Origin of the sequence: Herpetosiphon gulosus, from assembly GCF_039545135.1 — a bacterium.
Lineage (GTDB): Bacteria > Chloroflexota > Chloroflexia > Chloroflexales > Herpetosiphonaceae > Herpetosiphon > Herpetosiphon gulosus.
In genome coordinates this window covers 18,413-41,997 of sequence record NZ_BAABRU010000012.1, presented here as the reverse complement: position 1 = coordinate 41,997, position 23,585 = coordinate 18,413, and the positions used below count along the sequence as shown (strand labels likewise).

Annotated in this window: 20 protein-coding genes and 1 tRNA gene; 15 read left to right on the top strand and 6 right to left on the bottom strand. The window is 48.7% G+C overall.

Annotated elements, in window-relative coordinates; translation table 11 throughout:
- Positions 1–418: 418 nt before the first annotated feature.
- The 10 genes from ABEB26_RS16685 (at position 419) to ABEB26_RS16640 (ending at position 7,219) form a co-directional block, all read left to right on the top strand.
- The gene (locus ABEB26_RS16685) at positions 419–1,321 is read left to right on the top strand and encodes a poly(ethylene terephthalate) hydrolase family protein (protein WP_345723175.1); all 903 of its coding nucleotides are present in this window, start codon (positions 419–421) and stop codon (positions 1,319–1,321) included.
- A 139-nt stretch (positions 1,322–1,460) separates the two neighbouring features.
- Complete coding sequence (locus ABEB26_RS16680) at positions 1,461–2,033, top strand: hypothetical protein (RefSeq protein WP_345723174.1); 573 nt, start codon at positions 1,461–1,463, stop codon at positions 2,031–2,033.
- A 161-nt stretch (positions 2,034–2,194) separates the two neighbouring features.
- Positions 2,195–2,281 (top strand) — tRNA-Leu (locus ABEB26_RS16675).
- A 108-nt stretch (positions 2,282–2,389) separates the two neighbouring features.
- A complete protein-coding gene (locus ABEB26_RS16670; protein ID WP_345723173.1) occupies positions 2,390–3,061 on the top strand; it encodes an adenylate kinase family protein in 672 nt (223 codons plus the stop codon).
- A 100-nt stretch (positions 3,062–3,161) separates the two neighbouring features.
- Positions 3,162–3,503: a thioredoxin gene (trxA, locus tag ABEB26_RS16665; RefSeq protein WP_345723172.1), complete on the top strand. Its 342-nt coding sequence runs from the start codon at positions 3,162–3,164 to the stop codon at positions 3,501–3,503.
- A gap of 118 nt (positions 3,504–3,621) precedes the next feature.
- Positions 3,622–4,131 (top strand): glycine/sarcosine/betaine reductase selenoprotein B family protein, encoded by a 510-nt coding sequence (locus ABEB26_RS16660; RefSeq protein WP_345723171.1) that lies wholly within the window; start codon positions 3,622–3,624, stop codon positions 4,129–4,131.
- An 18-nt stretch (positions 4,132–4,149) separates the two neighbouring features.
- Positions 4,150–4,458 (top strand): hypothetical protein, encoded by a 309-nt coding sequence (locus ABEB26_RS16655; protein WP_345723170.1) that lies wholly within the window; start codon positions 4,150–4,152, stop codon positions 4,456–4,458.
- Positions 4,459–4,540: 82 nt separating this feature from the next.
- Positions 4,541–6,034: a sensor histidine kinase gene (locus ABEB26_RS16650; RefSeq protein ID WP_345723169.1), complete on the top strand. Its 1,494-nt coding sequence runs from the start codon at positions 4,541–4,543 to the stop codon at positions 6,032–6,034.
- Positions 6,031–6,447 (top strand): response regulator, encoded by a 417-nt coding sequence (locus ABEB26_RS16645; protein WP_345723168.1) that lies wholly within the window; start codon positions 6,031–6,033, stop codon positions 6,445–6,447. Before ABEB26_RS16650 ends, ABEB26_RS16645 begins: the two co-directional genes overlap by 4 nt.
- Before the next feature lie 28 nt (positions 6,448–6,475).
- Complete coding sequence (locus tag ABEB26_RS16640) at positions 6,476–7,219, top strand: hypothetical protein (protein WP_345723167.1); 744 nt, start codon at positions 6,476–6,478, stop codon at positions 7,217–7,219.
- Here ABEB26_RS16640 and ABEB26_RS16635 read toward each other — a convergent pair whose 3' ends face one another.
- Positions 7,220–8,047, bottom strand: a complete 828-nt coding sequence (locus ABEB26_RS16635; RefSeq protein WP_345723166.1) for an alpha/beta fold hydrolase — start codon at positions 8,045–8,047, stop codon at positions 7,220–7,222.
- Positions 8,048–8,189: 142 nt separating this feature from the next.
- Here ABEB26_RS16635 and ABEB26_RS16630 point away from each other — a divergent pair, with 142 nt between their 5' ends.
- Positions 8,190–9,161, top strand: coding sequence for an A/G-specific adenine glycosylase (locus tag ABEB26_RS16630; protein WP_345723165.1), 972 nt, complete (start codon positions 8,190–8,192; stop codon positions 9,159–9,161).
- 672 nt (positions 9,162–9,833) lie between these two features.
- On the opposite strand, the gene ABEB26_RS16625 is transcribed toward ABEB26_RS16630, so the two are convergent.
- Genes ABEB26_RS16625 through ABEB26_RS16610 form a run of 4 tightly spaced genes read right to left on the bottom strand, consistent with a single transcriptional unit; the run spans position 9,834 to position 16,324 of the window.
- A complete protein-coding gene (locus ABEB26_RS16625) occupies positions 9,834–11,039 on the bottom strand; it encodes a Wadjet anti-phage system protein JetD domain-containing protein (RefSeq protein ID WP_345723164.1) in 1,206 nt (401 codons plus the stop codon).
- Positions 11,017–14,298: an ATP-binding protein gene (locus ABEB26_RS16620; protein WP_345723163.1), complete on the bottom strand. Its 3,282-nt coding sequence runs from the start codon at positions 14,296–14,298 to the stop codon at positions 11,017–11,019. The genes ABEB26_RS16625 and ABEB26_RS16620 overlap by 23 nt, the downstream gene beginning before the upstream one ends.
- The gene (locus ABEB26_RS16615; RefSeq protein ID WP_012191921.1) at positions 14,295–14,927 is read right to left on the bottom strand and encodes a DUF4194 domain-containing protein; all 633 of its coding nucleotides are present in this window, start codon (positions 14,925–14,927) and stop codon (positions 14,295–14,297) included. The genes ABEB26_RS16620 and ABEB26_RS16615 overlap by 4 nt, the downstream gene beginning before the upstream one ends.
- Positions 14,924–16,324, bottom strand: coding sequence for a Wadjet anti-phage system protein JetA family protein (locus ABEB26_RS16610; RefSeq protein WP_345723162.1), 1,401 nt, complete (start codon positions 16,322–16,324; stop codon positions 14,924–14,926). Before ABEB26_RS16610 ends, ABEB26_RS16615 begins: the two co-directional genes overlap by 4 nt.
- Positions 16,325–16,679: 355 nt before the next feature.
- Between ABEB26_RS16610 and ABEB26_RS16605 the strand changes: the two genes are divergently transcribed.
- From ABEB26_RS16605 to ABEB26_RS16595, 3 genes are all read left to right on the top strand, one after another.
- On the top strand, positions 16,680–17,099 hold the full coding sequence (locus tag ABEB26_RS16605) for a MarR family winged helix-turn-helix transcriptional regulator (RefSeq protein ID WP_345723161.1): 420 nt from the start codon (positions 16,680–16,682) through the stop codon (positions 17,097–17,099).
- A gap of 105 nt (positions 17,100–17,204) precedes the next feature.
- Entirely contained in the window at positions 17,205–19,619 is a 2,415-nt protein-coding gene (locus ABEB26_RS16600; RefSeq protein ID WP_345723160.1) for a 3-hydroxyacyl-CoA dehydrogenase/enoyl-CoA hydratase family protein, read from the top strand.
- A 228-nt stretch (positions 19,620–19,847) separates the two neighbouring features.
- Complete coding sequence (locus ABEB26_RS16595) at positions 19,848–21,026, top strand: acetyl-CoA C-acyltransferase (RefSeq protein WP_345723159.1); 1,179 nt, start codon at positions 19,848–19,850, stop codon at positions 21,024–21,026.
- Positions 21,027–21,113: 87 nt separating this feature from the next.
- On the opposite strand, the gene ABEB26_RS16590 is transcribed toward ABEB26_RS16595, so the two are convergent.
- The gene (locus tag ABEB26_RS16590) at positions 21,114–22,082 is read right to left on the bottom strand and encodes a C45 family autoproteolytic acyltransferase/hydrolase (protein ID WP_345723158.1); all 969 of its coding nucleotides are present in this window, start codon (positions 22,080–22,082) and stop codon (positions 21,114–21,116) included.
- Between the two features lie 156 nt (positions 22,083–22,238).
- Here ABEB26_RS16590 and ABEB26_RS16585 point away from each other — a divergent pair, with 156 nt between their 5' ends.
- Positions 22,239–23,399, top strand: coding sequence for an acyl-CoA dehydrogenase family protein (locus tag ABEB26_RS16585; protein ID WP_345723157.1), 1,161 nt, complete (start codon positions 22,239–22,241; stop codon positions 23,397–23,399).
- Positions 23,400–23,585: the final 186 nt, after the last annotated feature.

Sequence of the window (23,585 nt, the reverse complement as noted above, 5' to 3'; positions counted from 1 at the left end):
TATGATTAACCCTAGCATTTTGTGGCTGATTTGGCGTTGGATCTAAATCTGGTAGCTCAAGGCTTGTCGCCGATTCAGGACATGGATCGGTTTCTACATTAAGCGAGGAGGATTCACCATCATCAGCATCAAGCAAAATATTGTTTAATGTTGCTTGATCAGCGGCGGGTTGAAGCTTGGGCGCGGTTGATTGCACTGGTTTTGAAGGGACGATACCAATCATCATACTACTTACAATCAACATACTCATAACACGGCGTATTGGAATCATCTCGGCCTTCCTTGTTTTGCTAGAAGCTGACAATCGTAGCGCTACCCCAACCCTAGATACACAAACCCACTATTTTTGGCATGCTAGCCAAACCATTTGGCTAAATTGGCTAAAATTAGGTCAATTAGGCTAGTATGAGGCAACCACATGGCACGGTATAAAAAGGTACTTTGGGGTATTTTGGCAAGTTTGATCCTGCTAACGATTATCGCTATAGGTGGATTGAAATTCACCGCAGGCAAACGTAATAACTATCAATACGATCCGGCTTATCCTTTGGAATTTGCTTATGCCCAACCTGGCAGTTTAGCAATAACCCAACATGATGTAGCGTTAGCCGATGGGCAAAAGGCCATCATCTATTATCCAAAGGATTTAGTTCAAGCATATCCGGCGATTATTTGGGGTAATGGCACAATTGCATCGCCAGCAAAATATGCTGGTTTATTTGAGCATTTGGCAAGTTGGGGCTTGATTGTAATTGATAGTTATAGTGAAACAACAGGCGATGGTGCGGCAATTATTCAAACACTCGATTATTTAATCGCTGCTAATGATGATCAATATAACGAATTATTTCAAAAAATCCAGCTTGATCAAATTGGCGCAGTTGGCACATCACAGGGAGCAACAGGCGTAATTAATGCTTACAATCGTTATCCACAAGGCCACATGATCAAAACCTTGATTACCAATGCATTGCCCCAACAACGCTGGACTGATGAAGCCCATCGCTATAATCCAAGTTTGATCGCGATTCCGTGGTTAATTCTGAGTGGTACACGCGATTTAATTGTTTCGCCTGCCTCAGCCAACCAAGCTAGTTTAGAACAATCTAGCGCCACCGAACGCTTCTTGGCAATGGCGGTTGGTGCAGGCCATACCGAAATCGAACAAGATGGCGGTAGTTATCGCGGGTATTTAACCGCTTGGTTACGAGCATACCTTGCTGCTGATCAACAGGCATTGAGCATTTTTCAGCCAACTCATGGCGAAATTTGGACAAACCCATATTGGACGCATGTTGTAGGATATTCAGGTACTAAATAAAGCAAAAAAGGCTATACGACAACCAATCAGAGAGCGAATTAGCAAAAAGGCTACTTTTTACTTGACACAGAACGCATGTTCTACTATACTCACAACCAGCATATTTGTTCTCAAGTGGTTGACTCACAGGAGGTTCGCTATGGCCATCACAAGTCGCGATCTACGTTCAGCGGAGGTTGTGCGCCGCACGAGACCTACCACCGTGATTACCTTACCGCAAACGCGGCAGCGGTATGCCAGTCGCTCAGTAGGCTTTGGGGTGCATAATAAATTCGCTTATGCCATCTGTATTATTCTGGCGTTGTTTTTGGCCAATGCCATGTTTAGCCCGATTGTTTCGTGGTTCAAGGTTAAGTACGACGATGTGAAATATGGCCGCCCACGCACCATGCAAACCACCGCATTCGTTGGCCACGATGAAGCCAATGGTTTGCCCTCACACTTTGTCGCAATGAATATGGAACGCCGCATCGTGATTGTCGAAATGCCTGGCGGAGACCCAGCTAAAGCTCGCACGATCGTTGGCCCGTATCTATTTGGGGCTGGCGAAGATTTGACCCCAGTCACCCTGCGCTTTGCCGATGTCAATGCCGACCAACGTTTGGATATGTTGGTGAGCGTCAAGCAAGAAGAGATGGTCTATATCAACGATGCTAGCAGCAATCAATTTCGTATGATTACCAGCGAAGAACTCGCCAAACTACAGAATTAATCTTCGAATATTTCAGGGCAACCGAGAGTCAACCGCAAATATGTGAGTATCTACACCGATTCGGAGTCGCAACTGCGGCTCTGAATCTTTTTAACTGCAACTTGCACAATCGCCTAAAATCAGCTATACTCAACAGCGTTGCTTTGGCAACAAATCCCTTAGCCGATGTGGCGGAATTGGCAGACGCGCTACGTTCAGGGCGTAGTTCTCGCAAGGGAGTGTGGGTTCGACTCCCACCATCGGCACCACTCGACAATCGCGAATATTCGCGGTTGTTTTGTTTTAAACCTGCTACCTCAGCCATAAACGGCTGTGATAAGATTATGGCTAGTGTTGTTTAATATCGAGGTATAAGGATGAAACCGCTTAACCTCATTCTTTTTGGCCCCCCAGGTGCGGGGAAATCGACTCAAGCCGCTTATTTGGATAAACTGGCTGCGATTGATTCAATATCTACCGGCCAACGCCTACGCCAAACCGTCGAAACTGGCTCCGAGCTAGGCCAAGAGGTCGCTCAGGTCATGGCTGAAGGCCGTTTGGTTGACGATACATTAATGAACAAATTGCTAAATGAATGGTTGCTGGGAATTCCTAGCGAGGTTGGGGTGCTGCTCGATGGCTATCCGCGCACGCTGAGCCAAGCCCAAAGCCTTGATCAATTGATGCAGACCATTAGCCGTCCGCTTGATGTGGTAATTGCCCTGACCCTCTCTGATGAAGAAGCAATTCGGCGCTTAAGTGGCCGCCGCATCTGTCGAATCAAAGGTCAGCCCGACCAGATTTTGCATATTAATGATCAAGCGGCTTTAGATGATTGTCGCGCCAATGGTGGCATGTTAATCGAGCGCGATGACGATAAGCCAGAGACGATTAAACGTCGTTTAGCTGAATACAATGCCAAAACTGAGCCACTGCTCCAATTCTATGGCGAACGCGATTTGCTGATTTTGATCGATGCTGATGGTACACCTGATCAAGTTTCCAAGGCGATTGAGCAAGCCTTGCAACAACGTTTTAATGGCGCTTAGAAGCAGCAAAAGATTAATATAACGCTTATTAGCTTTTGCCAAAAACGTGCTACACTACATGCAGGTGCAGCAATGCACAAGCTATCAAGGAGGACTTTCAATGGCCAAGCCATTAGCAGTTAGCGATGCCGAATTCGAATCAGCAGTGATTAATTCCGATATTCCCGTTTTGGTTGATTTTTGGGCACCATGGTGTGGGCCTTGTCGCTCAATCGCCCCTGTGCTCGAAGAGTTGGCTGACGAATACCAAGGCAAATTGTTAATTGCCAAGGTTAACACCGATGAAGATAGTGGCAACGCTATGAAGTTTGGGGTCCAAGGTATCCCAACTTTGATCTTCTTCCAAGGCGGTCAAGAAGTCGATCGGATCGTCGGCGCTGGCCCTAAGAAGATCTATCAAGAACGAATCGAAGCGATTCTTAACCCAGCTAACGAAGCATAATTAGGCTTATTCGTAAGCAACTACAGCACCGATCGTTATGATTGGTGCTGTTTTTTATTGCCCAACATTCCTTAGCATGCTAAACTGCTTGGAGCAGGTTTGATCATGGAGTTTGGCTATGCGGCGAGCATTCAATCAACTTGGGGCTTGGTTGTATCGAGCAATGCCTGGGCTTGGTCAACGTTGGGCCAAACGCTTTCAGGTGCAATCAGTTGCAGCCCAAATTCCATGGACTCCGCTGCGTGGCACGTTAGCCCAACAGCGGATCAGTTTAATTACAACTGGCGGTGTACATCTGCGCACTGATCCAGCCTTTGATATGCACGACCCGCACGGCGACCCCAGTTTTCGTTTGATTCCCGCCACTGCCAGCCCCAACGATTTGATGATTACCCACGATTATTATGATCATCGTGACGCTGATCGCGATCTAAATATTGTCTTGCCGATCAGCCATTTTCAGCAACTCGCCGCCCGTGGCACAATTCAAAGCCTTGGGCCATGCTACAGTTTCATGGGCCATATCACCGATGAACATATTGAGACATTAATCAAGCAAACTGCCCCAACTGTTGCTCGCAATTTGCGCGAAGCAGGCGTGACAGCAGCAGTGCTTACTCCGGCCTGAGGCATCTGTAATCAGTCCGTGGGACTGATCGCACGAGTTTTAGAAGCGGCTGGGATTAGCACTGTCAGCTTTTTTCTGCTGGCTGAAATTGCTCAACAGCTGGGGATTCCACGTGGGTTAAGTGTGAAGTTTCCATTTGGCCATGTTTTGGGCGAGCCAAATAATCTTGTCCAGCAACAACTATTAATTAACCATGGCTTGAATCTATTGCTCAACGCACCACAAGCAGGCACATTCATTCAATTGCCCTATCGTTGGAAACGTGAAGATTGGCCGCGTTTACTTGAGGCGCAACAGGCTGATTTAGCGCAATCTGATGCACAATAATTGCAAAAACATGGTATGATTTTGAGCCATAATCAACCAATTGTCAGCAAGCATATTAATTCAACTGAATGGTGGCCCCACCATGGAAGAACACGATCAAATCGATGCCAGCCTTCAGGAAAATCTCTTATCGTTTCGGATCGACACTCTCACGATTTTAGTCTATTTGTGTTTGGGTTTTGGCGTGCTTTGGTTCGCCATGCTGCTGACCCAAGTTACTAGCAATGCAGGCGATTATACCCGCAGCGGCCCGCCGTGGGTACTATTTGCGGTTGGCACAGGCATGGCTTTTATGGGCCTGCGCTACAACAAAATTCGCTTGGCGCGAGGTGCTTTCTTTTTCTCAATTGTCGGCACGCCAACGATTAGCCTCTTTTTGCTGCCTGGCACAACCCAATTTATGAGCTACTCGCTGGTCTTGGCGGTGATTATCGCTGGGATTTTGTATTCGCCTCGCGCACCATTCACGGTTGTTGCGCTTGTGGTGGTTATATTTGTAATGGTTGGGATTGCCTCAGCCCTCAATTTTACCAATCACTATGGCTCAATCACTCAATTTATCACCACGTTTACACCGCCATCAGTTACCTTGATGTTGGCAGCACTTACCAGTTGGCTAGCTACTCGCGACTTGGTGGCAACCGTTGAATGGGCCATGGAAAGTCATCGTTTGGCTGAACGCCGCGCCGAACGCTTGCGGGTCAGCGAAGCCCGGGTTGCTCGTACCTTGCTAGAGCTTGAGGGCGCTTACGAAATGCAATCGCGCTTGAATAGCCAGTTACAAGTTCTCAATAAAGAGCTAGAGGTAGCACGGACTGCCGCCGACGAGGCTAATACGTTAAAAACCCGCTTCTTAGCCAATATGTCGCACGAACTGCGCACGCCACTCAACGCCATCATCAACTTTACCCAGTTTTTGGGCAAACCACGTTATGGCGATTTGACCGCTCGTCAAATTGAGCTGCAAGAACGGGTCTTGGTCAATAGCGAGCATCTGCTTGGCCTAATCAACGATATCTTAGATCTCTCGAAAATTGAAGCTGGACGCATGGAATTGCACCTTGAACTGCTTGATTTGCAGCCAATTTTCAATGGGGTTATGGCAACAGCGGTTGGCTTGACCAAGAGTAAAGGTCTCAACCTCGAATCAGATGTTGAGGAAGAAATCCCGCCTGTGCGCGGCGATAAAGTGCGGGTACGCCAGATTTTGCTCAATCTGCTTTCCAACGCTGCCAAATTTACCGATAGCGGCGGTATTACACTCCGCGCCTTCGAGAGCGATGGGATGGTGCAAATTTCAGTCATCGATACTGGCGCAGGTATTCCAGCTCACGAATTGCCCTTGGTGTTTGAAGAATTTCACCAAGTTGAGCAAGCCGCCTCAGCTCAACGTCAACAAGGCACAGGTTTGGGCTTGCCAATTAGCCGCCACTTGGTAGAATTACAGGGCGGCACGATGTGGGCCGAAAGTCAGTTTGGCAGTGGATCGAGTTTTAGCTTCACCCTGCCAATTGCCGAAAATCTCACGCCTGAAGTCGTTATTTTCGACCCGCAAACGAAACAGACAGCGCTATGATTGATCCAAACTTTGCCCATGTGCTGGTTGTTGAAGACCGTGATGATACCTTTTTCGTGGTGCAAGATCTGCTGATCGCTGAAATTGGGGTTCGCTCGTGCCTGCGCTGCCGCGACGGTCGGGCCTTGATCACGATGCTCGATGCACCAACATCAGGGCTATTTGACTTAATTTTGTATGATATTAAGCGGCCCTTGCGTGATGCCTTTGCCCAATTACCAATGTTGCGGGTGCATCCAAAATTGATTGGCACGCGCATTATAGCCTTAACCGCCAATATCATGCCCGATGACGTAGAACGAACGCGGAATGCTGGCTTCGATGGATTTATTGGCATTCCAGTTAAACAAGATCGTTTTCCCAACCAAATTTGGCGCATTCTACATGATGAATGGGTTTGGGAACCACGTTAGCCAACCCAAAGGTCGAGAGGCGCTTTTTATGCAAACAATGTGGATGCTCGCAGCAGGCGATTTGCTGACATTTTCGTTGACTACCGCTGCTCTGTGGTGGCTTACCAGTATGATTGGCTTGATGGATGCCGAAAGTGGCTATTTGGCTGGCCTCGGCGCATTGATGATCAGCCTCGGTGGTGCGTTATCATCACTCAATCGGTTTAGTCGTTTGGCCACGGGGCAAAGTCTTTTTGGTTGGTCGATCGATCTGTTTCAATTTTTAACCCCAGGCTTTGTCTGTTTAGCCTATGGCCTGTGGTATGGTCAACAAGCCTTGCGCCTACGCCGAACAACCCAGATTTGGCTAGCCCCAATGCTCACCATTTTCGCGATTCAGAGCTTTGCCGCCTTGATGATTGGCCGCCAAAATGGGCCAAGTCAGTTTATTGTGCTGTTAAGTTTTACCAGCATCGCCAGTTTTATCATGATTGGTCTGTGTATTCGTCAAGCCCGTTGGCAAGGGTTGCGCACCGTCATCATCTTTTCGGCAGCCTACCTTACAATGGTCAGCAGCATGAATATCATTGCCCATAGTTTTAACGAACAAAACGACCTCATGATTTCGATGGTCTTGACGACCAATATGTTGGCGGCGCTCTGTTTTGCTGGGGCTGGCTGGATTTTATATCAAACCACCAAGCGACGGCAGCAGATCCAGCGAATTATGGCGCTGCTTGATGATAGTTTGGCCCAACCCAAATTAAATGGGCGGGCTGGGCCAATCCATTAATTACAATAAACTACGTTCGATAAATTCGCCCATAATGCGATTAAATTCTTGCGGTTTTTCCAAGCTGACCATATGCGCTACGTCGGGGAAGGCTACATATTGGGCGTTGACAACATGTTCAGCTAAATATTTGGCTGCATCAACACAATCAGATTCATCAAGCAAGCCAATCAGAATTAACATTGGCACCTTAATTTCAGCTAAACGGCCAACTGCTGGTGGTTCCAAGGGTTGGGCTTGGGCTTCGATAGGCTGATTAATCAAGTTCTCGTAGGTCATCGAGCGCACAGCTTCGTAGACTGCTGAATCAGCTCGCCCTGCTGGTTGGTTCGGGCCATCAGCCCAAAAACGCGCCTCTAGTTCGGCCAATAAAGCCCAATCTTTGGCTTCTTGCGCTGCTTGCATCTTGCCAATTGGCTCAACCAATTCAGGCGGAAGTTCTTCCGAGCCAAAGCCACCCAAGCCTGAGCCAAGCACCACCAAGCCGTTGACCCGTTCGGGAAAACTCAAGGCTGAATCAATCGCAATGCTGCCACCGCGTGAGTTGCCAATCAAGACTGCCTGATCAACCTTGCAATGATCAAGCACTGCCAAAAGATCTTGGCGATTGGAGAAACTCACGGCTTCGGTCTTGGAGCGTCCAAAGCCACGGGTATCATAACGAATCACGCGATAGTTGGGCGAAAAATGGGCAACTTGAGCATCCCACATACGCAAATCGGCCACCCCAGCGTGAATAAACACCAACGGCAAGCCACTGCCCACCGCTTCATAATACAATTCACCACCATCAACAGCGACATAGCCTGTTTCAAGCGCTTGACTCATTTAGCATTCTCCTGATGAAAATTCGTTGTTACTAGTATAAACGCACAGTTGTTCGATATCGAGCGACTAAAGACCGAGATTTCAGCCAAGCAAACTAGTTTATGGTACGATCAAGCTAGAACGTTTTAGAACAGAAAGCATTATGAGCGAATTAAGTACCTTACAAACCGATCTACTGGCTTGGTTTCAAGCCAATGGCCGCGATTTACCATGGCGACGCACCCGTAATCCTTACTATATTTTAGTGTCGGAAACCATGCTCCAACAAACCCAAGTTGATCGGGTTATTCCCAAATATGAGGCATTTTTGGCTTTGTTTCCGACGGTCGAGGCCTTGGCCAGCGCCTCAACCGCCGATGTTATTCGTTCGTGGCAAGGTTTGGGCTACAATCGCCGCGCGGTCAATCTGCAACGGGCAGCCCAGGCAATTGTCGCCGCAGGCTATCCCGCCGATCCAGCTGGATTCCCCGCTACGCCTGAAGGTTTGCGCAATTTGCCAGGAATTGGGGCTTACACTTCAGGGGCAGTCGCATGTTTTGCCTTCGAGCGTGATGTAGCCTTTCTTGATACCAATATTCGGCGCGTGGTACGGCGTTTGTTGGTTGGCCCCGAAGATGCCCCGCCTGAAACCAACGAACAAACGTTGATCGATTATGCCCAACAATTAATTCCCAAAGGCCAAGGCTGGGCATGGAACCAAGCAATTATGGAGTTGGGAGCGTTAATTTGTAGCGCCGCCAAACCCCAATGTTGGCGTTGCCCTGTCAATCAACATTGCCGAGCCTACGCAATTTGGCGCGAAGCCAACACTCAGCTTGATATGTGGCAACCGCCAGTGATCAAACCACGCAAAAAAGCCGCCGAGCAGCCATTTCATACCTCAAACCGCTATTTTCGTGGGCGCATTATCGATGCCCTGCGAGCACTTGAAACTCAGCAAAGCCTCGATCTGGCTAGTTTAGGGCCGCAAGTTAAGCTAGATTGGGTTGGTAACGAGCAGGATCTCACGTGGCTAGCCAAGTTGGTCAATGGCCTAGCCCAAGATGGCTTGCTGATTTGGCAACAGCAACCAGAGCAAGAATTGGCTGATTGGAGTGTGCGGCTACCAGCTTAACCAAGGTGAAGGACTCGCTACGTATCGTTGCGAAACTATTTCGTTGCTGCTGGGTGAATACCTGTATTCTAAACCCATAAACAAACGAGGCCAAGTGAAGCATCATCACTGCTGGACACAATCGTTAGAGAAACTCTTCTCAACGAACGATGATGAATTCGCCAACTAGCTTCAGCAAATTCCTTCATTACGAAGGCAAGCACATTAAAAGCATCGCATCTGCGTTTATTCAGCAAAGCAGTCAATGCTAGGCCGTTGCTGCCACCTGAATAACCAGAAACGTTCGAGCAGCGTACCGTCGCAATGCCTGAACAGAGTATTCGCCATGCCTTCAACTGGTTCGCAAACCTGAAGTTGGTTCATTACTCATTCGGTTCGCTCTTGAGCTTGATGCTTTGATCGCGATTGATACCAAGTTTGGTAGTTTACGAAGCTAGCCTGTTATAACCACCGGTACGAGGCCAATGCCCTCCTTTTCACGATTGCTATCGTGTTGATATTGGCCGAAACGTCGCCGGATGCGCTGGCCTTGATCGTTGGCTGTTGCCGCGCCTTGGCACCCCATGGACGGGCGCAACAAATCCACCGCGCCTCCTGCTAAGCCAGCAACGGCGTAGACACCTCCTTCCGCCGCACCTTTGCCCAGCGTCCCCCTCGCTGGGCAAAGGATTTTTAGTGCCCTAAAAGATCAAGTTGCTCTTGTTCGAGTTTGATATTCTGTTCTAACATTGCGGTAATTAAAGCTTGGCAATCGTGGAGCAAGCGGTGCTGTTGGAGTTCGGCGAGGCTCTGGCGTTCTTTTTGAGTGAGCGCTTGGGTGGCATTAGCTACGCGTTGAAAAATCACTGGATCAGGCTGCCACAGCCGAATTTGAGCAACGTGCTGGCGTAGATGCGCCAAAATTCGTAAACCACCCACATCGTAATCGCCCCAGTGATACCAAGCTACATCAGGCAAAGCTATGGCAAGTTTGCCCAAAAATTGGCAGAGGCTCGGGCTAGCAAAACCACCTGTGTAGATCAACAAGGCCTGTGGTTGGCGGGCAAGCATGCTGTGGAAGCTGGTTAAATTTTCAATCGTAATAATTTCAGTACCGGTTGAATCCAACACCTGCGCTTGGCGCAAGATCGAGCTAGGCAAGCCCAAACTTGGCCGAAACGCGCCTAATTCCAGCCGATTTCCATGCAATTCCAAATCTAAATCGCCAGCAAGCAGCACATATTCTGGCACTTTTTCGAGATTAAAGGCTTGCAGCAAAGCCCGATCATCATCGCCAAACTGCTTGGCTTGCGGGGCAAATTGGCGCAAAACCCGCAAAACTGCACTTTCTAGCTCGCTAAATCGTTTGCTCTGGCCCAGCCAACCAACACTAAACAAACGCTCCAAAATTGGCGTTTCCAGTTGAGTCAGGCCATCAATCGCCCGTAGCAAATCGCGATTCCAAGCAGGATCGGTTAAATCAAGCGGTTGGATCGAGCGCTGCTGGATTAATTGCTGTTCAAGCCACGCCAGCCAATCGGCCATCCACCCCTGCGCTGATATATATTCAGCCAATAATTCGCGCAAGGCCTGCTGTTGCTCGGCCAAGGGTTGGCGTTTCAGCAAACGATACAGCACTACTGCATCAAGCAAATCAACCGCTTCAAGCCAATTGCCTTCTTCCCATTTGCGCCAATGCAGCTTAATGAGCTGATTTTTGGCCAGCTCAATCAAGTAATTATTGGTTTGTTGGCGCTCATCAACCTGTTTTTCATCAAAATAACGCGAAAATTTGGCTGCTTTAATCTGCACCCGATTAACTCGCTGGCGCTCAGGCTGCTCGTGTTGATCAAGTAATTGCTGCAAAATTACATTGCTAGTTTTGTTCAGATTCAGCATTCAGCGCCTCTAAACGGGCTGCATAATTACGATAAGGCTCGACCAAAACCCGCTGCTGGCGATCTTTCAAGCCAGTCAAAACCAGTGTTGTGCACATTTTGGGCACTAAATATTCGCAGCGCTCAATCGGTGTGGCCGTGATGATTTGCAAACCAAAATGGTGAAACAAATCAAGCGTTGAGCCAATCCGATCTTGATCCATTTTGGAAAAAGCTTCATCGAAGGCCACAATTCTGATGGTTGAGCGTTTGCTGCGTTCGTTAATTTTATAAAGCTGCACAAACGAGGCGGCAATTGTCACATAAAACGGGGTTTGAGTTTCGCCGCCAGAAGTTTGGCCCATAATTTTGCTCAAGCGTGAACGAGTACCATCACGCTCAATCACATCAATATCGTAGCTCAAGTAGCGCCGATAATCGGTAATCTGGGCTTGATCAAGCTTTTCTTGGTCGGTTAGGCCAGGCTGAATTAATAATTGAAAGAAGCGATCGAATGTGGCTTTGTGCTGCTGATAAAAATCGCTATCCTGAATCATTTCGCTGGTAACATTCGCCGATTGTTCGATCAATTGGTAAAAATCACGCAACGAATCGGCAATTTCATAGCGAAAATGATAACGCTGGCCATTAAAATCTAAGCCTTGCAAGGCATCATTAATTCGATCAAGCTCGGCTTTGGCGCGGCCAATATTTTCACGCAGCTTGTGCAAAACATGTTCGCGTAGCTCGGTTTCAGTTTCATGTTTGGCTTCAGCGATCTTCTGCACAAAATGCGGTAAATCTGTAGCCTCTAGCTCAGCGCGTTTCTCTTGAAAGCTAGTTTGCTCGATATCGGCTAGCTCACGCGCTCGGAAATCGCGATTGTAGAGAATAACTTGTTCGCGTAATTGTTCTTGGGTATTGTTGAAGCGGGTATTATAGCCGCGACCTTGTTGCTCAGCGGTTTCTTGTAAACGGCTAAATTGCGCTTGGTCGGTATTTTCGCGCTGAAAATCGTTGAGCGCATCGTCAATTTGGTCGGGATAACGCTGCTGAGTATGCTCAAACATGCTTTGCGCATTCAATAATTGATGCTGGTTTTCCTGAAGTTGCTGTTCGATTTGAGTAATTTGATTATTTAGTGTACCGATAATTCGCTCTAAACGGCGAATATTAAGTGCATACTCTTCATGAATTATGTGTAAACGTTTAACTTCAGCTTCAAGCGCCGCCACACCGCTGGTATCAATGCTATCGTGTTCGCGTTGCAATTCAGCAAGCGTCACTTGTAACTGACTCGAATCAAGTTCTTCCTCAAAATACGAATCCAAGCCTAATAACAAACGTTGTAATTGGCGCAATTGTTCAAGGTATTGGCGTTGAATTTGTTGTTCTGGGCGTAATGTCACCAATTCAGCTTGAATTTCGGTTAATTGCTGGCGGCGACTTTCAATTTGTGAGCGTTGGGCACGTTCACCAATAAACCAAGGCCGAAATCGCTGCGGATCGATCGCCCGTGCCGTCCATTCTTGATACACCATCACTTCGGCAGTAATTGCCCGACGATGTTGACGCAAATCTTGCACATGTTCACAGGTGATGATATTACCAAGAATGGTGGCAATATAGTTATCGATTTTTTTAGATTTGCCTTGTACTTTGGTTGCAAGTGATTTAGGCAAAGCATCTCGTGATTCTTCATTCGCTTTTTGTAAATCAACCAAACCAACATCATAAATCCGTTCTTTTTCGCGCAACTGATCGAGCAGATCAAGCGCTTGACCATAATATTTAGGCTCGACGATAATATTGAAACGGCGTTGGCCAAGCATTGCTTCAACTGCATCTTGCCAATGTTGATCGGGAATTTCTAACAGCTCACAAAGCAAAAAGAGTTCAATATTTAATGCTGATTTTAAGTACTTACGCACATTTTCCACATTTTGGGGATAATGATTTTTGCGATTCGATTGCTCAAGACTAGCAATTTCTTGAATCAATTGTTTTTCTTGCTCGATTAAACGATTGATTGTATCAGTCGTTCTGGTCATCGCTTGCTGTTGTAATTCTAGTGCCGATTCGGTTTGAGTACTTTGCTGTTGCAATAATGGCAAAATTTGCTGAGCTTGGGAAATTTGCTCAGTCTGCTGCACTAGATTAACTAAATCTTGCTCAGCAATTGGTTGTAATTTGTTCAATAATTCAGCAATTTGGCTTAATTTCACTTGGACTTGTCGCCAACGTTGATTAATTTTTTGAATTTGTTGTTGCAATTGTTGAATTTCAGCCGCAAGTTGATTTTTACGGCGCACAACATCCGATTGACTTAATTGAACTTGGGCTTCAATCAAAGCAGCTTGGGCACTTTGTTGTAAACCAAGTTGTTGCTCAAGATCAGCCTGATTTAATTCGTAATCGCGGCGAGTATCAATTAAACGTTGTTGTTGTTGATTAATTTGTTGCTGAATTGTGGCAACTTGGTAATGTGCCGCCAGAATTTCAAATTTGCCATGCAGGCCACGCAAACGCTTAGCTTCTTCTTGGGTTTTGATAATCAGATTGAGGCTTTTTAATTTTTCTTCAACTTCTTTAGCTTTTCGCTCCAAATCACGTAAGCGTTCGACCACACTTTGCAAGGTATGAACATCCAGCGAATTTGGCTCCAGCAGCCATTGCTCAACAAACTCTCGAATATTGCGAATTGGTTGGAAGGTCAAGGCCCGCAGAAATAAATCGAAAAAGCGTTGATTTAAGCCGCCCAGCCGATTCAATAAGGCCGCTTGGTATTCGCCAGTTTGATCGAAACTTTCAGCGGTTGAGCGATTGCGTGCCATAGCTTTGATTTCGCGGCGAGTGCGAGGCTTGCCTTGTTCAATAAATACATCAGGATTTAATTGACCATCGATGATAAAAAAAGTTTTTTCAACGCTTTGAGTGGCGGCGCGGGCTTCCAAGCAAACCCCGCTAACAAAGGCTTCATGCTTGAGATCGTCAGTCCACTCTAGCACCACATAACCAATTGTATCGCCAGGTCGCAGCCAATGTTGCTCGCCAATTTTGCCACGCACATAGCTATCCAACGAACGCTGTGAGCGATCTTGGGCGGCACTGTTGAACCGCACCCGCCCCAAATCGGCCACCAACACCAATTGCAAAGCATCAAGAATCGATGATTTGCCCGAACCATTGTGACCCGCCAAATACAAACTATCTTGCACATCCAACAGATGCCAATCGAAGCGATGCCAATGATACAGAAAAATGCGACTAAGCTTGATCATTCTTGCTCCTCGTCAGCACTGTTGGGGCGTTGATATTCGGCTAGGCGTTCGGCCAAGGCGGCGATGCCACTGGCCGGAACGATCACTTCAAGTGCTGGCAATAATTCGATCACTGCATCGGGGTCGTTGGCGCGTAGCGCTTTGCTATTAGGGGCACGCACGAGTTTTAGCCCATTGAATAGACGTAAAGCCTCGTCGAACGCGCCTTTTTTACGAATCGTTTGGCCAGGAAAAAACTCGCCATAGCGGCTATAAACATCGCTCACGGTGGTGGTTGGATAGCGCGTCAGACTCGGATTGAGCGACTCATATTGTTCGGCGTAAATCAAACGTAGCAATAAGAGCCATAGAGTTGTTTCGCGGTTGAAGCGGCGGCGATGGCTACCATCACGATGAAATACATGAAAAATATGTAAATTTTCGGCGTAATGTAGCTCCCAGCCTGCGACCGCCAAGTAATCGCGCACCAAATCGATCCGGCGTACCAACCAAGCAAAAATCCGCCGATCCTGCTCATCTTCGCGCCAAATCAAGCCATCGCTGAGCAAACGCCGCACACTATCGGCAAATAATTGCTGCTCGGTTGATGAAAGTTGGCTATATTCTTCAGCAAAATTAACTAAACTCATGCTGGTTGCTCCGTTGAAACCCGCCGCACCAAGAAATCGCGAAAGCCCACGCCATCACGCTCGACCCAAACGCCATCATCGATTGGCTCAACCGTATAGCCCAACGAGCCATCGCCATATGAACGCAAATAAATAATCAAGGATAAATCGTCAACACCCTCAAGCTCAATCTCCGAGCCTCGCCGTTGCTCGGCATCACCCAACAACTGCAAAGCATAACGCCGCACCCGATCGCGGCTGATCGAACGGCGCAATTGGCGTAATGTATCGGCCTGCGCTTGCGCAATTTCGGCCTCGCTGAGCGGCGCATAGCTCTCAGCTTGAATTTCAAATGGCACGGCGGCGCGAGTTGGCGCACTCAACGATTGCTGATCGGTCAATTGAAATTCGTAGATGCTGAGCATTTCGCTAATTTCGGGGCTGGCTTGCTCGAAGGCTTGTTGATTGGGCAACACTTGGCTCAAAATGCGGTGGAGTTGGCCGCTGGTGCTGGTGCTGGCACTCAAAAATAATTCAATATTACGCACCGCCGAATCCACAAATTGGCTATGGCGCAGATCGATCACGCCAATTAATTGATCAAGTTGGTCGAAATGGCTGCGAATTGTATCAATTTGGTCAGTTAATCGATTGTAAGCGACCTCAAAACTAGCGGCTTCGCCCCGACTAACCAAATGTTGCGCCGATAACTCCAACAAATTGGTGCGCTCGATTTTCTGCAAAAACTGCAAAATCGCAGGTCGATAGCGCGAAAGGTGGTCGGATGTGCGCAGTTGATGATAGGCTTGATCGACAATATCTTTGCGATAGGTACCAAAAACATGCTCCAGCACATCTTTAGTTTTGAGAGTTTGCAGCACTTTTTGAATATGCAAACCAATGTTGTGTTGCAATTCTTTGAGCGCCTGAGTCAGAAAAAGTGTCTGTTCATAGGCATTCGAGAGCCGATCGTGGGGTGCATCGCCAGTGCAGGCTTTTTCGAGCACATCGTGAATGCCACAGATCATGCCGCGCAAATGTTGACGCTGCTTGGTTGCAAGGTCTTCAAAGAGTTGCAACAACCGAAAAGCATAATCGGGCAAGATAATCGCCGAGGAATAATCGCTTTGCTGCTCAAAGCGCAGCCAGCCCCATGCCCGCAGCGAACGCAAAATTGCCGAAGCATGATTATTCTGCTCAAGTTCCGATTCTTCTTCTTGGGCATCGCTGGTAAGGGCTTCGGCGTTGGGTAACTCTAATTGTTGCTCGACGAGGCTTAATGCCCGTTCGCGGCTGAGCGGTTGCGATTGTTGCTTGGTGGCAGCAAACAACGCTAGCAAAACCTGGGTGTAAATTGCAGCGCCAGGGCTAGCCAATGGGCGGAAAAGAGTGGTAGGAACGGTCTCGAACAAACTCATGGTAGCACGCATTTCTCCGGCGGATGCCATGACCAAGTGAGGATTGCCTAATCATAACAAGCTTTCCTCACCCTCGCAAGCAGCGACTTCGTAGCAAAATTCCCAATCTTGACAAAGCATAACGCAGTGCGTATAGTTAGTTTGTGTACGGACTATTTGTATACGAGGGATCAGGAATGAGGGGATAGGGGTCAGGAATAAAAATCAAGGGCCAGAATTTAACCGAGCAGGACATTGGCTGAATCGTTGGGCATGCACAAATAATGAATTGAGAACTCATTCGTGCTCTTCGTGTCCTTCGTGGTTAAATTAATCGATTCGCTATTCTTCATCAAGCTTACAAGGACGTAGCATTGTGGAAGCGCACTATCATTTGTGTTTTCAAGTTGGGCGGGTAGCTCGCCAATTGATCAGCCACTACAATCGGGTGCTAGCTCCGTTGGGGCTGACCACCGCTCAATACTTCGTCCTCGTTGCAATCAAGCCCGATGAAGCCCCAACCATGGGCGAACTTTCCAACCGCACCTATCTCGATAATTCAACCCTAACGCCAATCGTCGATCGTCTTGAGCGTGATGGCTGGCTCGAACGCATGTCCGACCCCAGCGATCGGCGCACGACCCGCATTCAATTAACCAGCAGTGGAATCGAACGCTTGCCCGATGCTCGCCAACGTGGCGATGCGGTCGAAAACGCTATGCGTGCGCAATTGGGCGATCCATTAGTCGATTTATTGACTGATGGTTTGCGCAAAGTTGCGCGGATCGAACTTTAATGATGTTTCCTAACCTGTAATCAGCCACCAAGTGCTGCAAAACCCTCGCTGATTACAACCGATTGTTGATAAAAATCGCTTCCAACCAGAAAGAAAGGTGGTTCAATGACGTACCGCATTCAACGTGCAGTGGTAATTGGCTCAGGCACAATGGGTGGTGGCATCGCCGCACATCTGACCAATGCTGGCGTTCGCACCGTGTTGTTGGATATTGTGCCAAGCACGCTCACGCCTGAGGAAGAGGCCAAAGGGCTTTCGTTGCAAACCAAAGCCGTGCGCAATCGGATTGTGCAAACTGGCTGGGATCGGGTGGTCAAGAGCAGCCCCGCCGCGCTGATGAACAAAAAAGCTGGCGAATTGGTGCAGCTTGGCAATCTCGAAGACGATTTTGCAGTTGTCAGCGAAGCCGATTGGGTGATCGAAGTTATCGTTGAAAAACTCGAACCCAAGCAACAACTCATGGCACGCATCGATGAAATTCGCAAAGCTGGCAGCATTATTTCATCGAACACCAGCGGGATTCCAATTCACAAAATTGCTGAAGGTCGCTCCGACGATTTCAAAAAGCACTTCCTTGGAACCCACTTCTTCAACCCACCACGCTATCTCAAATTACTCGAAGTCATTCCAACCCCAGATACCGATCAGGCAATTATTGACTATATTCGCAGTTTTGGCCAAGAACGCTTGGGCAAAGGCGTGGTGATCGCCAAAGATACGCCAAACTTTATCGCCAACCGTATCGGCACCTTTGGCGGCGCGTATGCCATGAAATATATTGTCGATAATGGCTACACGATTGAAGAAGTCGATGCTTTGACTGGAACCTTGATTGGCAACCCCAAATCGGGAACCTTCCGGCTTGGTGATTTGGTGGGCATCGATGTGATGGTTGGGGTTGCCCACAACCTCTACAATCTCGTGCCCAACGATGAATCACGCGACGCGCTGCTGGCTCCCGCCCCAGTGCAAGGCTTGTTGGAACGGGGCTGGCTTGGCCAAAAATCGGGTCAAGGTTTCTACAAAACTGTCAAAGGTGCGAATGGCAAGGAATTTTGGGTGCTCGATTGGGAAACCGGCGAACATCGCGCCCCACGTGAAGTTGATTTGCCAATCATCAAGCAAGCCAAAAAACAAGGCAATTTGGCGGCTCGCTTGCGCTTCTTGGTCAACCAAAGCCAAGATCGTGGCGGTAAACTGATCGCCGATACCTTGCTGCCATCGTTGGCCTATGCTGCTCGCCGCGTCCCAGAAATTAGCGATCATCTGTATGATGTCGATAATGCTTTGCGCTGGGGCTTTGCCAAGGAGATGGGGCCATTTGAAATGTGGGATGCCATTGGCCTCGCCGATGGTGTGAAGCTGATGCAGGATCGCGATATTCAGGTGGCTGATTGGGTTTTGGCATTGATCGAAAAAGGTCATACTTCGTTCTATCGCCAAGATGATGGAGCCAACCAAGCCTATAGTCCAGTCACTGGCGAGTACGAAGCCGTGCCAAGCTCAGCCTTGAAAATCGACCTTGACGAGTTGCGCAGTGCTGGCAAAGAAGTCGCCCGCAACGATTCAGCCAGCTTGCTCGATTTGGGCGATGGCGTATTGTGCTTCGAATTTCATTCCAAGATGAACGCGCTTGATAGCGAAATCACCGAAATGGGCTTCAAAGCCTTGGAATTGCTCAAAGACGATCGTTGGAGAGGCATGGTCGTTGGCAACCAAGGCTCAGATTTCTGCATCGGGGCCAATATCTTTATGCTGATGATGGCGGCTCAAAACGATCAATTCGATCAGCTTGAGCAGATGTTGAAAACCTCGCACGACTTGATGCAAGGTATGCGCTTCTCGCCCAAGCCAATTGTCACCGCACCATTCGGGCGCGTGCTCGGTGGTGGCGCTGAAGTTTCGCTGCACGGCTCACGCATGTGTATCGCTGCCGAAACTTATATGGGCTTGGTTGAAGTTGGGGTTGGCTTAATTCCTGGGGCTGGCGGGGTCAAAGAATTTGTGCGCCGGATCATTACTCCTGCAATCAAACTGGCTCCCGAAAGCGATCCAACGCCATACTTGCAACGAGTATTCGAGCAAATTGGTATGGCCAAAGTTGGCACTAGCGCCTTTGAAGCTCGCGATCAAGGCTTTGTAACCGAAGCTGATCGGATTGTGATGAATGCTGATGAGTTGCTTGGCCGAGCTAAGCAGTTTGTGCTTGATCTGGCGGCGGCTGGCTTTACCCCACCTGCCCGCGAAAAACTCTATGCTGCTGGCCGCGATGGCTTGGCTGCGATGCGAGTCGGCGTGTGGATGATGCAACAAGGCGGCTATATCTCCGAATACGATGCTTTTATCGGCAACAAACTGGCTTATGCAATTGCGGGCGGTGACCTCAGCAGCCCACAATGGGTCGATGAAGAGCATTTCTTGGCGATGGAGCGCGAAGTATTCTTGGCACTTTGCCGCGAACCCAAGACCATGGAACGCATTATGTTTATGTTGCAAAACAACAAGCCATTGCGGAATTAGAAGGACTGGGGTTGGTTATTGGGGCAAGAAAGCGCATTCCCTCACCCCCTAGCCCCCTCTCCCGCCCAGCAGGCGAGGGGGAATCCCTCCAGCATTAACCGTGGAACGCCCCTCGCCCACCGCAGTGGGCGAGGGGTTGGGGTGAGGGAATGTAACTCAACCTGAATCCCTGAACCCTATTTACACATTCAACAACCGATCCCCATATCCATAAAGGAGTATTCAACGATGAATGAAGCTGTGATTGTAGCTGGTGCGCGAACCGCCGTCGGCAAATCCAAGCGCGGAATGTTTCGCAATAGTCGGCCTGACGATTTGGCAGCAGCAGCGATTAAAGCTGTGGTTGAACAAGCACCAGGCCTTGACCCCCGCGAAATCGAAGATTTGATTTTGGGTTGTGCTATGCCCGAGGGTGAGCAAGGCCTGAATATGGCCCGAATTGCCTCACTGCGGGCGGGCTTACCAATTGATGTACCAGCCCAAACTGTCAATCGTTTTTGTGCATCGGGCTTGCAAACAATTGCCTTGGGCGCTGAACGAATTATGGCGGGCGGCGCTGATGTGATCATCGCTGGCGGCGCTGAATCGATGAGCATGGTCCCAATGTCGGGCAATAAATTCGCGCCAAACCCATGGATGGCCGAGCACTACCCCGAAATTTACATCAACATGGGCTTGACCGCCGAAAATGTTGCCCGTCAATTCAACATTAGCCGCGAAGATGCCGATGCCTTCTCATATCGCTCGCATATGAAGGCGATCGAAGCAATTCAAGCAGGCCGCTTTGCTGATGAAATTGTGCCAGTCGATGTTGAGTTTGCTGAAGCCGAAGCTGGCGGCGCAATCAAGCGTAGCAGCGCGACGGTCAAGGTCGATGAAGGCCCACGCCGCGATACGACATTAGAAGGCTTGGCCAAATTGCGCCCAGTGTTTCACGCCAAGGGCACTGTGACCGCTGGCAATTCATCGCAAACCAGCGATGGTGCTGCCGCCGTGCTCTTGATGAGCCGCCAAAAAGCCGATCAACTTGGAATGAAACCCTTGGCCCGCTTTATTGGCTTTGCGGTTGGTGGCGTTGGCCCTGAAGTTATGGGCATTGGCCCAGTCGTGGCGATTCCCAAAGTTTTGAAGAAAACCGGCTTGAATCTCAGCGACATCGATTTGATCGAATTGAACGAAGCTTTTGGTGCGCAAGCCTTGGCGGTTATTCGCGAGCTTGGCATCGACGAAAGCAAAACCAACGTTAATGGTGGGGCAATCGCCTTAGGCCACCCACTTGGCTGTACTGGCGCGAAACTGACCGTTCAAATCATCAACGAACTGCGTCGTCGCAATGGCCGCTACGGCATGGTGACGATGTGTATCGGCGGTGGCATGGGCGCTGCGGGCATTTTCGAGTTGTTGTAAGGCTGAAACCACGAAGAACACGAAGCGCACTAAGAGCCATTAAACCAAGTCTTCGTGAAACTTCGTGTGCTTCGTGGTTAAACAAAGCTAAAATTCCAATTCGCGATAGCCGACTTGGCAGGGTGCGCCAAAACTATAGGCCACCCGTTGCTGGGTCAATTCGTACAAACCCGACCAAAGCGTGCTCGAAAATTCTTTATGACAACAAACTGGCACTTGATGATCGCTCATGGCTTGGGCGGTTTGTAACCAAGGGTCGCCCTGTTCATGGCTCACGGTAGCACATAAAAAGGCTTCGCGAGCTTTGGAATCGTCACGTTGACGGCGGCCTTGCAAGCGCACCAAATTGGGATGATCAAAGTGGTTGGTGGTTGCCAGCAGTCCATCCGCTTCTAAAACGCCGATCGGTTGGCTAGGATAGCACTCTAAACGAGCGAAATGACCATGGCGATCAGCAACAGTGTAGTTAAAGGATGAGAGCTGGGGCAATTCGCGAAACAAGCTAATCACTTCGGCGGTGCTGGTACATAAATCTAAAGCCAATCGCGGCAGCAGATGAAACGGCACACCTGGTTGCAAATGCTCCTGCCGATCAGCCATCACTTTATGCAGGCCAACAAACAAGCCATGTTGGTTGATGCCATCGTAGCGACCGCCAACCAAACCACCATTCATGCCAATATGCTTATAGCCATAACTGCTGCTGGTGGAGAGCAAATCGCGGGTTGGCATATTGATGTAAAAATCGTAGTTACGCCCAACAAATACGTGGCCGCTGGAATGTTGCCAAGCCACGGCTGAGCAAGCTTGAGGTAAGGCCGCCGCCCGCAGAAACAAACTACGTTCGGCTGGTGCATCGAAGGCATCAGCAAAGGCCGCCAATTCATCCCACAAGGCTGAATGGGTATGCCGAATAATCGCCGCACATTCGGCCAAAAAAGCCAAATCGTGCTCCCAGGCGCTTGAGCGAAACGGCGAGGCGACTCGTTGCAGCACACTCGCCAAATAACGCCCAATCTCGCTTGGCGAGCCAATTAATTGTAAAAAACGATACATAGTAAGTTAGAAGTCAAAAGGCAAAAGGCAAAATATTCAATCCAAGAATTCATGTTTAAATGATACACCCTAATTTAAGCACTGAAACCATTGACTAAACCCTGCTATTTTGATTTTTGACTCCTGACTTTTGCCCTTATTTAGGAGGTTTCCCCGATGGAACTCAACGAAGAGCTACGCATGTTGCGTGAAACCGTGCGCGATTTTGCGGTCAAAGAAATTAAGCCAATTGCCCGCGAAGTCGATGAAGCAGAACGTGTGCCATTCGAAACAATTCGCAAGGCTGGTAATTTGGGCTTGCTCGGCATTCCTTTCCCCGAGGAATACGGCGGCGCTGATGCAGGGATCGTCGGCTATTGTATTTTGCAAGAGGAAATTAATCGTTATTGTGCCTCAACTGGCACAATTATCGGCGCACACGCCCAGCTTTGTGGCATGTCGATTTTTCTATCGGGCAACGACGAGCAGAAATCACGCTATCTTAGTAAGCTCAACGAGGGCAAATTGTTGGGTGCTTGGGCACTCACCGAGCCAAATGCCGGCTCCGATGCGGCCAGCATTACCACCACCGCAACCCAAGATGGCGATGATTGGATCATCAACGGCGGCAAGATGTGGATCACCAATGGCTCGTTTGCCGATGTGATTGTGGTCTTTGCTTCGACCAATCGCGAGCGCGGTGCACGCGGCGGTATCAGCGCATTTATTGTCGAAAAAGATTTCGAGGGCTTCAAAGTTGGCAAAGTCGAGGAAAAAATGGGCTTACGAGCCTCGCATACCGCCTCGATCTTCTTTGAAAATTGCCGTGTGCCCGCCAAAAATGTACTGGGCGAAATCGGGGCTGGCTTCGGGGTTGCCATGAAAACGCTGGATATTGGGCGCTGTGGTTTGGGGGCAAGTGCGCTTGGCTCAGCCAAAGAAGCCTATGATTTGGCCTTGCACTATAGCGTTGAACGCCAACAATTTGGCCGCCCAATCGCCGATTTCCAAGCAATTCAGATCAAGTTGGCCGAAATGCGCACCAAAATCTATGCCATGGAGCAAATGGTTTATCATTGCGCCGCCTTGGTCGATGCCAAAAAGCCAGCCACGCTTGAATCGTCAATGGTTAAGTTGTTCTGCACCGAGGCTGCTTCGCAAATTATCGACGAAGCGATTCAAATTTATGGTGGAATGGGCTTTAGCCGCGAAGTACCACTCGAACGAATGTATCGCGATGCCCGCGTCACACGGATTTTTGAAGGAACCAACGAAATTCAAAAATATGTAATTGCTGGCGAAGAACTCAAAAAATTAGGCCATAAAATCAAAATGTAGTGACATTGCTTGACGCGAGTCTCAGCATAATGGCATTGTGAGCGCTGCTCATAATGCCATTGTTCATTTAAACAAGCGAGATCGATTATGCGTCAAAGTTGGAAGAGGCCTTAGTGCCAGAAGATTATAGTGAGGAGACCATTGTTGTTCACGATGATATGGTAGCAGTCGTCACGTTAGGCAAAG